The following is a 12,460-nucleotide window of genomic DNA, read 5'->3' as shown; positions in this document are numbered from 1 at the left end:
GTAGAAAGATTAATAATGTATAAGTGATAAGGCTCATATTAGCACTCCTAATGAATTGGATGTTAATATATTTGAAGATTTTGAGTAGTGTAAGTTAAATGAAATGACAAAATTGTCACATAAGTTGGAGAGCAATTAAATATAGAAGATAGATAAAAAACCACCCAGTTAAGGATGGGGAATGTTACTTATTCGTAAGTAATTTGATACCACGAATGATGTTAAAAAGGAAGAAAATACCTGCAATTAGTAATAAAAATATTCCTATTCCGAATGAAACATTAGATATTACTTCTTGATTGTCAAAAGGTTTATCGAAGACTTCTCGAGAAAAGATGAAACCTACATTTGCTAAGAAAAAGAAAATATTAACCCAAATGTGATTAAATAATGCTTTTCTACCATGTGTAGAAGTTGGCTTTTCAGCTAATATCCAAACTAATATTGGAAATATAATTGGTGCGAAAAGCATACTAAAATAACTTAGTGCAGATAAAATATTTTGACTTTTGTTAGGTTGTTCAAATTTAATCGCCTCCAACACAATTAAAACATTTTAAAAAATAAATTTGAAGCAATATATAAAACCTAACGATATTGTTAGATATGGGATAACATTTAAATTGCTAACACATTAGATCAATTAGTAATACAAGTAGAACAATGGAGTGTAGATAAAAACCTACAAAATGGTAATTCAGATAGGCGAACATTAAATTACTATGAAGAGGCTGGTAATATCGGTGCAACATTATCACATAACAAAATGGAAGATTTAAAAGATGGTAAAGGTAATACAGTATCCTCGTTAAGTTGACGTAAGTAATGCGTTGATTTAAGGGGGGGTTATGTCCGGATAATTTTCGATAAATATGTAATGGGAATTATGCGACAACATAAGCAAATTTTAGAAATAGTAATTGCTTTTCAGTAAAAAATAAAAGTAAGTTTTACTTAATATTTTAGATATGAATAGGGAGTAAGCAGAAAGTTAATTCATTAATATATTGTATTGTTTTCCGTTCTTGCAAGATAGCTGATAATACACTTTTACCTGAACTTCAGCTCATGCATAAGCCCCACTAACTCATTTAATTGAGATAGTGGGGTTTTATTTTTCTTATATTTTATGTGCAAATTTTATTTTGTTTTTTTACTAATTAAATTTCTAATGCCTCTTACAATATAACCGACAATCAGTGTTCTAAAAACACGTTTTATAATATTCATAAACTTTTACCTCCTAATCGAAACTCATACATGCTTCATACATACCTTTACCCATTTATTATCAGAGTAATGAAAATATATGAAATTTTTATGCGGTAGCTTAAAACTATTTTCCGAAAGTGATGAGTCTGTTTTCATCTGCTTTGTTAAAGAAAATTGTTACGATACCACTAATGATAGCAATAATATAAGGAATACCAGTCCAGAAAAATATTAAGTGAATAATACCTTGTAGTAATTGATTTGAGTAAAATTTATGGATGCCACACCATCCTAAAAGAAATGCAAGCACGACGTAAATGACTTTGTTTACTTTCATGTGTATAATGTCCTTTCGTAATCTAGATTATTATTTTAATTATCTCTTAAATAGTGGATTTGAACAAACAAAACAATGTGACAAAATTTGAGTTATAAAGTTGTTATTACATCGAAATTTTAATTTGATTCATATATAATAGAATTAATAATTGCTATAAATAAAGGAGAAATTAAATGATTAGAAAAGCTAAACCTAGTGACAAAAAAGATATTGCAGAATTATGTTATATCATTTGGAGTCAATTAGATATCGATATGGTAAAAGAAGTGGAAAAGTTTCGTTTGCTAAAAATAATGGAACAAAGCATGGTAGATGTAAAATATAGAGGACATATAAGTAATGTATGGGTGTATGAAATTGATGGCAATGTAGCAGGATGTTTAATTGCATATCCAGGCAATAAGGAATTAGAACTGGAACAAGCTTGGCTAGACATGGATTTAGAAGCCGATATAAAATCCTATGGCACACCAATGCCTATGAAAGAGGCTAATGATGATGAATGGTATATTGAAACTGTAGCAACATTTCCGCATTACCGTGGAAATGGTGTAGCAACGAAATTGATCAAACATGTCATTGCGAACTACCCAGATGAAAAATGGAGTTTAAATTGTGATATAGATAATCTTACAGCATTACGCGTCTATGAAAAATTAGGTTTTGAAATTGCGAGTGAATTTGATCTATATGGTCATAAGCATTATCACTTAGTACATATTTAGTGTATATTTGTTAAAAATAAAAATCGTCCATCAAATGAATGAAGAACGATTTTATATATATAAGAATAAATCTTAAAATCAGTTGTTATTAAATACCACCTAATAGGGCACTTATATAGATACCTAATGCATAAAGGAAACCAAAAAATGTATTAGTTTTTCCTGTAGCAGCCATTGCAGGCATCATTGTTTCAGGTGTGTCGTTCTTTTTAAATCTTCTAACTGCTTTGATTGGCATTGGGAATGACAATAAGGCTAGCAAGAAGAAAATTGAACCACCAGGTTTAAAGAAAGTAATGTAGATAACGAGTAAATAAGCAACGATATACATCAGTGCTAAAAAGCGTACAGCATTATTTTTCCCTAATAAAATGGGTAATGTTTTTCGACCACTTGCCTTATCTTTGACCCAATCCCTGATATTATTGCCCATGTTGATAAGACCGATTGTGATTACGATTGGAATGCTAATCCATACCGCTAAACTTTGTACGTTACCAGTTTGGATAAAGAAGGCAATTAAAATAATTATCATACCCATAAATATTCCTGAGAATAGTTCACCAAAAGGTGTCCATGAAATCGGGAATGGTCCACCTGTATATAGGTAACCTACTGCCATGCATACTAAGCCAATAGGTAGTAACCAGAATGAACTTTGGGAAGCGATAAATATACCTAAAATTGCTGCGATAATATAAAATGTTATGGCTAAGTTCATGACTAATTTTGGACTCATGCCATTTCGCACAATTGCGCCACCGATACCTACTGAAGTATGGTCATCTAAGCCTTTTTTAAAATCATAGTATTCATTAAACATGTTTGTAGCCGCTTGGATAAGTAAACATGCCATTAGCATAGCAATGAATAAGCTAAGCTTTAGATGATCTTCACTACCTAGAAGGAATATTTTTGCAGTTGCAGTGCCTACTAAAACTGGAACTACTGCAGCAGTCAAAGTGTGCGGCCGCATTAGATGCCAGTATTTTCTGACTGTTGAATATTGTTGGTATTGAGATGCCATAATAATTTACCTCGAATTCTTTTAATATAATTAATTTTTATCAAATTAATTTTAATAGAAGAAGTTGTAAAGGTCAACTTACGTAAAAAATGTCTACATGAAATAAGCTGAAAAACGTACACAGATTGTGAAAAGTGGTACAATATTATAATGAGTGTAAACAGATAATGAAATGAAAGAAGTGAAATAGATGACTTTAGATGACAAGGAAAGTGAAATTGTCGAAGCGGTATACGAAAGTAACCAAACTTGGGTTTCTGTAGAAGCAAAATTAGATTATGAACTAGAACCTACATTATTATTTCATTTAACCGAAGATTGTGCAGGAGACCGTTTTTATTTCAAGAAAAATGACAACGAAACTTCATTCTTTGGCTATCATGCTATTACGAGATTTAAAAACGATTTTGAAAATAAACAATCCATTTTTCGTGAGTGGGAAAAGTATAAAAATGATATTGAGTTAATACATCCAAATTCTGAAAAACATCATTTGAAAATCTGTGGCGGTTTCCAATTTTCAACACACAAATCAGGTGATGAATGGCGCGAGTTTGGCATTAATCATTTTGTCTTGCCTGAAGTACTCGTCACGATGGAAGCGGGACAATCTTTTATAACGTATACTGTAGAAGCTGATAAGTTTGAGATGGACGCTTTCTTAGCAATTATTGATAAACTTACGCAAATGGACGTTCAACCTAATGATGAAATAGGGGAAATTAAAAGAATTGATGATATCTATAAAGACGAATGGCGTGACCTAGTTAAAGATACAATTGATATTTTAGACGAAAATAAAAAAATTGTACTTGCAAGAAAAAGACTTATTATGTTTGATAAAAACATTAACATTCCATATATATTAAATAGGGCAATGCAGGGTGAACATAATAGCTATTTATTTGTGCTTGAATCAAAGGACAGCGTGTTTTTCTCTCAGACCCCTGAGCAATTAATGGAAGTAAAAGATGATGTGCTATCAACTAAAGCAGTTGCAGGTACGATAAAAAGAACACATCGAGATGACATAGATAAGGCAAACATTGATGCATTTCTAAATGATAAAAAGAATTTAAATGAGCATCATTTTGTTGTGAAAAGCATATTAAATGATATTAAGCCTTATGTAGAGCAAATAGCGTTTAATAAAAAACCACAAATTTTAACGAACGATCATTTATATCATTTATATACAAAAATTGAGGGACGTTTAATCCAGAATTCATATATTGGATTATTGGATAATCTTCATCCTACACCAGCATTAGGTGGTTATCCTAAAGAAGAAGCTATTTCTTATATAGAAAACAATGAATTTGGTACTCGAGGCTTATATGGCGCTCCGGTAGGTTATATTGATATGTATGATAACTGTGAGTTCATCGTAGCGATTCGATCTATGTTAATTAAAAAAAATCAAGCTACTTTGTTTGCTGGGTGCGGTATTGTACAAAATTCTGACGCTGATAGTGAAGTAGAAGAAACTGCTGTTAAATTCAATCCGATGATGAAAGCTTTAGGAGTAGAGAAATATGAATAATTACACAGATGCTTTAACAAAACAAGTTTTTACATTAGTTTCAGAACTATATGCATATGGCATAAGAGAAGTGGTAATAAGTCCTGGTTCACGTTCAACGCCTTTAGCTATTGCTATAGAGGCACATCCTAAGCTAAAATCTTGGATTCATCCAGATGAACGTAGTGCTGCTTTTTTTGCAATGGGGTTAATGAAAGGCAGTGAAAGACCAGTTGCAATTTTATGTACATCAGGTACTGCGGCTGCCAATTATACACCTGCGATTGCAGAAAGTAATTTAAGTCATTTACCATTAGTCGTTTTGACGAGTGATAGACCACATGAATTAAGGGAAATAGGTGCACCTCAAGCGATAAATCAAACAAATATGTTTGAGAATTATGTTCAATATCAATTTGATTTTCCAATAGCGGATGCTGATGAAGAGCAAGATTATTTGTTAGACACGATAAGTTTTCAAATGCAAAAAGCAAGTCAATATTTTTATGGGCCACATCGTGGACCCATACATTTGAATTTGCCATTTAGAGAGCCATTAACACCGAACCTAGAAAAAGTAGAATGGCTAAGTTCAGATAGCAAGATATTGCCACATTATCAAAAGACAGCAAGTTTGAATGAAATTAAAGCGATTATGCAAAAACGCAAGGGACTTATTGTTGTAGGTGATATGCAGCATCAAGATGTCGATCAAATACTTACTTTTGCTACGATTCATGACATGCCTATATTAGCAGACCCTTTGAGCCAATTACGTAAAGAACATCATCCTAATGTAGTGACAACTTATGATTTATTGTATAGATCAGGATTATCTATAAATGCTGATTTTATTATTCGCGTAGGTAAACCAGTGATTTCTAAAAAAGTAAATCAATGGTTAAAAGCCACAGAAGCGTTTCAAATATTAGTGCAAAATAATGATCAACCAGATGCATTTCCAAAGGTACCACATGTATCTTACGAAATGTCGGCCAATGATTTCTTTAGACAACTTTCTGAAATTCCTACTGTAGAACGCAAAAATTGGTTACAAAAATGGCAATCATTAGAGAAACAAGCACATATTAAAATCAAAGACCATTTGAGAACTGCTACAGATGAATCTGCTTTTGTAGCGAATGTATTAGATAAATTAACGAAAGAAGATGCGCTGTTTGTTAGCAATAGTATGCCAATCCGTGATGTCGATAATTTATTTGTAGATTGTGAAGCAGAGGTTTATGCTAATAGAGGAGCTAATGGCATAGATGGTGTTATTTCTACTGCGATAGGGATGGCGGCACATAAACGCGTAACATTATTAATAGGTGATTTAGCATTCTATCATGATATGAATGGTTTGCTCATGTCAAAACTAAATAATATCAACCTAAATATTATACTCATAAATAATGATGGTGGCGGAATTTTCTCTTTTCTACCACAAAAATCGGCAGCTGATATATATTTTGAAAGACTTTTTGGTACACCGACAGGATTAAACTTTGAACATGCTGCATTACTTTATGATTTTTCTTACAGACGTTTTGAAACAATTGAGACTTTTAAATATGCTGAACTATCAAAACTTGGTGCACATATATATGAAATCATTACAAACCGTGATGAGAATTTAAACCAACACCAAAATCTCTATTCGAAATTGAGTGATATTATCGATGTTACATTATAAATTTCATCAAGCTACAAATAATTCAAAAGATTTGCTCGTATTATTGCATGGATTTATAAGTGATCAATCGACATTCGATGAACATATCAAAACGTTCACAGATGAAATAAATGTACTAACTATTGACTTACCAGGCCATGGCCTTGATCAATCAAGTGAAAATCATACTTGGGATTTTGAATTTATTTGCCAATCATTAGATGATGCATTAACTTCATTTAAGTCATCATATCGTATTTTTTTACATGGTTATTCTATGGGTGGTAGAATTGCGTTATATTACGCACTCCATGGAACCCATCACTTAGATGGTTTAATATTGGAAAGTAGTTCACCAGGTATTGCAGATGAAGATGATCGCATAGAAAGAATACAAATTGATCAGGCGCGTGCAAAAGTTTTAGAAATAGCTGGATTAGAAATTTTTGTAAATGATTGGGAAAAATTACCTTTATTTCAAAGTCAGTATAGTTTAAGTACAGAAATAAAACAAAAAATTCGTCGAATGCGATTGCAACAAAACCCTATGCGATTAGCAAAAGCTTTAAGAGACTATGGCACTGGCCATATGCCTAATTTATGGCCAAAAATAGCAAACATTACAGTTCCAACGTGTATAATTGTAGGAAGTTTAGATGAAAAATTTATAAAAACTGCTTATAATATGTGCGATTTAATACCGGAGACGAGGTTATATGAAGTTAATGGTAGTGGTCATACTGTACATGTGGAAGAAATGACAGAATTTGATAAAATAGTGTTAGGTTTTATTTTTAAGGAGGAGCAAAATGACTAGACAATGGGAAACAATTAAAGAATATAAAGAAATTAAGTATGAATTTTATAACGGCATAGCAAAAGTAACCATCAATAGACCTGAAGTTCGTAATGCATTTACACCAAACACAGTACAAGAAATGATAGATGCTTTTACAAGAGCTAGAGATGACCAACGTATTTCAGTTATTGTCTTAACAGGTGAAGGTGAAAAGGCATTCTGTTCAGGTGGAGACCAAAAAGTACGTGGCCATGGTGGTTATGTTGGTGATGACCAAATTCCTCGTCTTAATGTTTTGGATTTACAAAGACTTATACGTATTATTCCAAAACCAGTAATTGCGATGGTTAGAGGATATGCCATCGGTGGCGGAAACGTCTTGAATGTTGTTTGTGACTTAACAATCGCTGCAGATAATGCAATATTTGGTCAAACAGGACCAAAAGTAGGATCATTTGATGCTGGTTATGGTTCAGGATATTTAGCTCGCATTGTAGGACATAAAAAAGCACGTGAAATTTGGTATTTATGCCGTCAATATAATGCTAAAGAAGCTTTAGATATGGGCTTAGTAAATACCGTTGTACCTTTAGCAGATATAGAAGATGAAACAGTAAAATGGTGTGAAGAAATCATGCAACATTCTCCTACAGCATTAAGATTTTTAAAAGCGGCTATGAACGCTGATACTGACGGATTAGCAGGATTACAACAAATGGCTGGCGATGCTACGCTATTGTATTATACAACTGACGAAGCTAAAGAAGGTAGAGATGCGTTTAAAGAAAAACGTAATCCTGATTTTGACCAATTCCCTAAATTCCCATAAGTAAAATTGCTTAATAGCAATACAACAATAAATATAATGTGCTGTGACTATAAGTTATAAAGCTAAACTAAACAAAAACGCTAATTTCTATTAAATAATATAGAAATTAGCGTTTTTTTATTAATATTCGCTTTTTATGATTTTACATATAGTGACAGGTATTAAGAATAAAAAGCTTGTAAGCTTATAAATCCAATATTTATAGAATATTCATTTCACTAAGGAAAAAATTAAAATATAATATGAGAGTTCAGATTTTTAATTAATTATTAAAAATCAATTAAAAAACATGTAAAATGAGTGAAATTCGTTTTCAGAATATTCTATTGACTAATATTATTGATGTTAAAAGTTTTAAACATTTTATTATTATATTTGACCCAAAATAAAATTTCTATTAATATAATAAAAAAGGACAGAGGAGAGTAATTGAATGGCACTATATAAAAATAAAGACCTTATGAAGGATATGTGTTTTCTGTATTATGTTTCTAGTAAAGAGATAGTAAATAAGTTTAATAAACACCTAAAGCAGTATGATATTAGCTTTCCTAATTATGTAGTGATGTTACATATAGAAAATTCAAATCCTGTATTTATAAAAACATTATGCAATCAGTTATATTTAGATTCTGGTACAATAAGCCCAATTATTAAAAGGCTCGAAAAAAAAGGATTAATTGAACGCATGAGAACAGAAGAAGACGAACGCAGAGTCAAAGTACAATTGACAAAAAAGGGAAATGGATTAAAAGAAAAATTTGAGCAAATTTCAGAAGAAGTTTTAAAACAGTTTAATATGAGTTCTGAAGATATAGATATATATTATAAGTTGATGAAAAAGTTCGCTGAAAAAAACATCTATCAATAAAATGTATATATCTGAAAAATAAATCATAGTATAAAAGAAGCCCATAAATGAATATTCTCTGAATTTCATTTACGAGCCTCTTTTATATCGTATTTCCTAAAATGTATATGCTTTTCGGGAAATTCACCTCTATTTAAATTATGTAGATATTTACCAGAAAAGTCCCTTTCAGATGCCTCATTACAACGAATCACTTTATATACATGAATTTGATTTATCACTGCAATGGTTGATTGTATGTTACAGTTTATCAATTTTTATGCTCTAGACTGATGTTGGATGTTAATGCGCATAAAAAATAATGTATATATTCAATTAGGTTTTTGGCTCAAATATTGAATACATATATAGGCATAGTTACCATTGATAAAAATATTTTAACTACAAATTAACATATTTTTATTCATAGTATTCTTTTATATGAAGCTCTAATCTTCTCATAGCCTCTTTTAAAGCATCGAGTTCATAGGCGTAGGAAATACGTACATGACCTTTACCGATATCTGTAAAAGCAGAACCTGGTACCATTGCAACATGTGCTTTTTCAAGTACATCTACGCAAAAATCAAAATCATTTTCAGTGAAATTTTCAATACTTGGAAAAATATAAAAAGCACCTTCTGGTTTAGCGTCGAGTTTAAAACCTAAAGTTTGAAGTTTTGTGATTAAAAAGTCTCGTCTTTCAATATATGCTTTATTCATATAGTGAGGCGCGTCTAATCCTTCGTTTAATGCTGCTATACAAGCAATTTGAGCAGGTACATTAGCACATATACAATTATAAGCATGCATATATGTTAACTTTTCAATTAAATATTCAGGACCTATTAAAAAACCAATACGAATACCGGTAGCAGAGTGTGATTTGCTTAATCCACTTACAAGCAACAATTGATTACGTATTGATTCAAATTCAGCGAAAGAAGTGTGTTTATTACTAAAAGTATTTTCTGCATAAATTTCATCACTAATGATAAAGATTTCTTCATTTTTTAACGCTTCTGTAAGTGCATGAACTTCATCATAAGTTAAAATGACACCGGTAGGGTTAGTCGGATAATTTAAAAGAATTGCTTTTGTTTTTGGTGATATATTTTGTTTGATTGCTTCAGGCGTTATTTTGAAATCTGATTTTGTAGTGTCGATATATACTGGGATTCCACCTAGTGTTTTAATTAATGGGATATAACCTGCATAAATAGGACCAGGAATCAATATTTCATCACCTGGGTTAATTATGCTTCTTAAGGCTGTGTCTAGTGCTTCACTAGCACCATTTGTAATAATGATTTCATCAGAACTATAATGAAAATCATAGCGCTGTTTAAAATAATGACTGACTGCATTACGTGTTTCAAGTAACCCTTTGTTATGGGAATATTTTGTTTGGTTTTCTTTTATTGCATTAATATATGCGTTTTTTACGACATCAGGCATAGGAAAATCTGGTTGTCCGATTGTTAAATTGATACAATCATCAATATCTTTAATTTTATTTGAAAATTGCCTAATACTTGGTGCCGTTAAATATTTAGAATTGTCGTTTAAAGATAACTTCATTGTTTTTCACCTCAAAATAAAAATACCGATCTGTAGATAAATAAGTATGATTAGCTTTTAATATCAAATTAATACTATCATAACATATTTGAATCAACTACAAATCGGTTGAATATTGTATTAATCTTTAAAGTTGGCAGGGGATTGTAAGTTTATGACTGGGTTGGTCCACTTAGATATAAATCTTGTTGATAATAGATATACAATAATACTTGTGAGTAAGATTAGATATATATATGTCATTATAGAAATCTGATCTTTAAATGGATAAATATCAAAACCACGAATAATCCCAATTACAATGCCGTGTAGTAAGTATACATACATAGTGCGACGTCCGATATATGTGAAAAATCTTTCTTTTTCAGGTACTAAATTAAGGAAAGAAAACATTGTAATTAAAATAATAAAGTATAATAGCAATCGTTTAATTGGACTATATAAATCTTGTTTACCTTCCAGTGACATATACGGTGAATCTCCTAAAAGCCAATCAGCGTTTATAGGATGTAAAGTATAAATGATATAAAAAAGGAGTAGAATGCTGACAGCGATTGGCATGAATTTTTTACTTCTTAATAAGCGTGTATGCTCACTAGTAAATAAATAACCTAAATAAAAAATAGGAAAGAACATGATTGTTCTTGAAAAACTTAAATAATTGTCGATATCATCTGAATAACCTGCAAATAAAGAAATAATGATGGATATTGGTAATACAAAATATGGTTTAAAATCTTTGACTATAACTAATATGACATGGAAGAAGAATAATGTAAGTAAAAACCATAATGCAAATACAGGGTCAAATGGATCAAATTTAACACTGTCTTCTTTTCCTGTGAAATAGTAGTAAAAGGTGAAAAAGCCAAAGAAAATAAAATAAGGTATCAATAACTTTTTTGAAACTTTTTCTAGATAACCAGCCTTGCCTGCTTTTTTAGCAAAATAACCTGAGATGAATAAAAAGCATGGCATATGGAAACTATATATAGTTAAATAAAGTGACGAAAGATATTGACTTTCTTCAGTATATGGTTGTAATAAATGACCAAATACAACAAGAAATATTAATATCATTCTCGCATTGTCAAAGAAATAATCTCTTTCTTTTATCTGTGTCATGTAGTTGCTCCTTTTTTAATGCTGGTAAAAATTTATAATCACTGTTACTAATTTATTATAAAACATATGACAAATGCAACAAAACCGACTGTTTTGTAGATTATTATTGTATATTATGAGGAATAACATTATAATATTAGAAAATAAAATAATAAATTTAAATGCTATTGAACATTTTAATTAAAGTAGTGGAGATGAAACAACATGTATAAACAACTAGAACAATTAATTACACTTACAAGTAATGATTTAAATTTAGTCAGTAGAAGGTTCGGTCAACGGACAGATTTAACTTCCGAACAGTTAGAAATGTTAAGAATTTTGTATCATTATAATGTGCTATCACAGTATGATTTAACAATGAAAATTAATAAAGAGCAGTCTATAGTGTCTAGGTGGATCAAAAAATTATGCCATATGGGCTATATTACTAGTAAACAGTCAAATAAAGATTTAAGGTGTAAGGATTTAATGATTACAGAAAAAACAAAAGCCCTTGTCCAGCAAATTAACGAGGTTAGGGTAGCTTTGATAGAAGCAAGATGTCAAAGTTTAACATCAAATGATATTGAAAATTTAAATTACTTATTAAACAAATTAAACAATCATCATAATTATATAAAATAGACGATAAACAATCGCTAAAATTTCTCGTAGAATTTTATAAAAATTAAAGTGACTGTAACAAAAATTTCATGATTAACACATAGAACTAATCCTTATGAATGAACTGCACCCTGTCAAGTAGACAGTGAAAAAAACAAAATGTTTATGG

Annotated in this window: 13 protein-coding genes and 1 pseudogene; 8 read left to right on the top strand and 6 right to left on the bottom strand. The window is 30.7% G+C overall.

Going from position 1 to position 12,460, the window contains the following annotated elements:
• Nucleotides 1–184: 184 nt before the first annotated feature.
• Nucleotides 185–541, bottom strand: coding sequence for a magnetosome magnetite crystal formation protein family (locus CD032_RS02020; RefSeq protein ID WP_064264429.1), 357 nt, complete (start codon nucleotides 539–541; stop codon nucleotides 185–187).
• Nucleotides 542–622: 81 nt separating this feature from the next.
• On the opposite strand from CD032_RS02020, the pseudogene CD032_RS13230 reads away from it, so the two are divergent.
• Nucleotides 623–811 (top strand): annotated as a pseudogene (locus tag CD032_RS13230) (nucleoside triphosphate pyrophosphohydrolase family protein); the annotation flags it as partial.
• Nucleotides 812–1,140: 329 nt separating this feature from the next.
• Here the strand turns inward: CD032_RS13230 and CD032_RS13225 are convergent.
• Both CD032_RS13225 and CD032_RS02015 read right to left on the bottom strand, forming a co-directional pair.
• On the bottom strand, nucleotides 1,141–1,230 hold the full coding sequence (locus CD032_RS13225; protein WP_019469096.1) for an SAR1012 family small protein: 90 nt from the start codon (nucleotides 1,228–1,230) through the stop codon (nucleotides 1,141–1,143).
• A gap of 106 nt (nucleotides 1,231–1,336) precedes the next feature.
• On the bottom strand, nucleotides 1,337–1,549 hold the full coding sequence (locus tag CD032_RS02015) for a TM2 domain-containing protein (protein ID WP_019469097.1): 213 nt from the start codon (nucleotides 1,547–1,549) through the stop codon (nucleotides 1,337–1,339).
• 176 nt (nucleotides 1,550–1,725) lie between these two features.
• Between CD032_RS02015 and CD032_RS02010 the strand changes: the two genes are divergently transcribed.
• Nucleotides 1,726–2,277 carry a GNAT family N-acetyltransferase gene (locus CD032_RS02010; protein WP_040030134.1) on the top strand — a complete coding sequence of 184 codons (552 nt, stop codon included), beginning with the start codon at nucleotides 1,726–1,728 and terminating at the stop codon, nucleotides 2,275–2,277.
• 88 nt (nucleotides 2,278–2,365) lie between these two features.
• On the opposite strand, the gene CD032_RS02005 is transcribed toward CD032_RS02010, so the two are convergent.
• On the bottom strand, nucleotides 2,366–3,304 hold the full coding sequence (locus CD032_RS02005; RefSeq protein ID WP_019469099.1) for a 1,4-dihydroxy-2-naphthoate polyprenyltransferase: 939 nt from the start codon (nucleotides 3,302–3,304) through the stop codon (nucleotides 2,366–2,368).
• A gap of 190 nt (nucleotides 3,305–3,494) precedes the next feature.
• On the opposite strand from CD032_RS02005, the gene CD032_RS02000 reads away from it, so the two are divergent.
• The 5 genes from CD032_RS02000 (at nucleotide 3,495) to CD032_RS01980 (ending at nucleotide 9,000) form a co-directional block, all read left to right on the top strand.
• A complete protein-coding gene (locus tag CD032_RS02000; RefSeq protein ID WP_103211136.1) occupies nucleotides 3,495–4,847 on the top strand; it encodes an isochorismate synthase in 1,353 nt (450 codons plus the stop codon).
• Nucleotides 4,840–6,522: a 2-succinyl-5-enolpyruvyl-6-hydroxy-3-cyclohexene-1-carboxylic-acid synthase gene (gene menD / locus CD032_RS01995; protein ID WP_040030132.1), complete on the top strand. Its 1,683-nt coding sequence runs from the start codon at nucleotides 4,840–4,842 to the stop codon at nucleotides 6,520–6,522. Before CD032_RS02000 ends, menD begins: the two co-directional genes overlap by 8 nt.
• On the top strand, nucleotides 6,509–7,318 hold the full coding sequence (gene menH / locus CD032_RS01990; protein WP_019469102.1) for a 2-succinyl-6-hydroxy-2,4-cyclohexadiene-1-carboxylate synthase: 810 nt from the start codon (nucleotides 6,509–6,511) through the stop codon (nucleotides 7,316–7,318). The genes menD and menH overlap by 14 nt, the downstream gene beginning before the upstream one ends.
• A complete protein-coding gene (gene menB, locus CD032_RS01985) occupies nucleotides 7,311–8,129 on the top strand; it encodes a 1,4-dihydroxy-2-naphthoyl-CoA synthase (protein WP_019469103.1) in 819 nt (272 codons plus the stop codon). The genes menH and menB overlap by 8 nt, the downstream gene beginning before the upstream one ends.
• A 433-nt stretch (nucleotides 8,130–8,562) precedes the next feature.
• Nucleotides 8,563–9,000 (top strand): MarR family winged helix-turn-helix transcriptional regulator, encoded by a 438-nt coding sequence (locus CD032_RS01980; RefSeq protein WP_019469104.1) that lies wholly within the window; start codon nucleotides 8,563–8,565, stop codon nucleotides 8,998–9,000.
• A 399-nt stretch (nucleotides 9,001–9,399) separates the two neighbouring features.
• Here CD032_RS01980 and CD032_RS01975 read toward each other — a convergent pair whose 3' ends face one another.
• Both CD032_RS01975 and CD032_RS01970 read right to left on the bottom strand, forming a co-directional pair.
• Complete coding sequence (locus CD032_RS01975; protein ID WP_103211135.1) at nucleotides 9,400–10,560, bottom strand: aminotransferase class I/II-fold pyridoxal phosphate-dependent enzyme; 1,161 nt, start codon at nucleotides 10,558–10,560, stop codon at nucleotides 9,400–9,402.
• A gap of 120 nt (nucleotides 10,561–10,680) precedes the next feature.
• A complete protein-coding gene (locus CD032_RS01970) occupies nucleotides 10,681–11,685 on the bottom strand; it encodes an acyltransferase family protein (protein ID WP_103211134.1) in 1,005 nt (334 codons plus the stop codon).
• A gap of 204 nt (nucleotides 11,686–11,889) precedes the next feature.
• Here CD032_RS01970 and CD032_RS01965 point away from each other — a divergent pair, with 204 nt between their 5' ends.
• The gene (locus tag CD032_RS01965; RefSeq protein WP_019469107.1) at nucleotides 11,890–12,312 is read left to right on the top strand and encodes a MarR family transcriptional regulator; all 423 of its coding nucleotides are present in this window, start codon (nucleotides 11,890–11,892) and stop codon (nucleotides 12,310–12,312) included.
• Nucleotides 12,313–12,460: the final 148 nt, after the last annotated feature.

The organism is Staphylococcus cohnii subsp. cohnii (assembly GCF_002902365.1).
Taxonomy (GTDB): domain Bacteria; phylum Bacillota; class Bacilli; order Staphylococcales; family Staphylococcaceae; genus Staphylococcus; species Staphylococcus cohnii.
Note: the sequence above shows the minus strand (reverse complement) of the source record. Positions and strands in the feature narration are given on the sequence as shown.

Coding starts and splice junctions, on each gene's coding strand:
- CD032_RS02010 (WP_040030134.1), top strand. CDS start 1,726: ATGATTAGAAAAGCTAAACCTAGTGACAAAAAAGATATTGCAGAATTA.
- CD032_RS01970 (WP_103211134.1), bottom strand. CDS start 11,685: ATGACACAGATAAAAGAAAGAGATTATTTCTTTGACAATGCGAGAATG.
- CD032_RS02000 (WP_103211136.1), top strand. CDS start 3,495: ATGACTTTAGATGACAAGGAAAGTGAAATTGTCGAAGCGGTATACGAA.
- CD032_RS01980 (WP_019469104.1), top strand. CDS start 8,563: ATGGCACTATATAAAAATAAAGACCTTATGAAGGATATGTGTTTTCTG.
- menH (WP_019469102.1), top strand. CDS start 6,509: ATGTTACATTATAAATTTCATCAAGCTACAAATAATTCAAAAGATTTG.
- CD032_RS13225 (WP_019469096.1), bottom strand. CDS start 1,230: ATGAATATTATAAAACGTGTTTTTAGAACACTGATTGTCGGTTATATT.
- CD032_RS01965 (WP_019469107.1), top strand. CDS start 11,890: ATGTATAAACAACTAGAACAATTAATTACACTTACAAGTAATGATTTA.
- CD032_RS02005 (WP_019469099.1), bottom strand. CDS start 3,304: ATGGCATCTCAATACCAACAATATTCAACAGTCAGAAAATACTGGCAT.
- CD032_RS01975 (WP_103211135.1), bottom strand. CDS start 10,560: ATGAAGTTATCTTTAAACGACAATTCTAAATATTTAACGGCACCAAGT.
- menD (WP_040030132.1), top strand. CDS start 4,840: ATGAATAATTACACAGATGCTTTAACAAAACAAGTTTTTACATTAGTT.
- CD032_RS02015 (WP_019469097.1), bottom strand. CDS start 1,549: ATGAAAGTAAACAAAGTCATTTACGTCGTGCTTGCATTTCTTTTAGGA.
- menB (WP_019469103.1), top strand. CDS start 7,311: ATGACTAGACAATGGGAAACAATTAAAGAATATAAAGAAATTAAGTAT.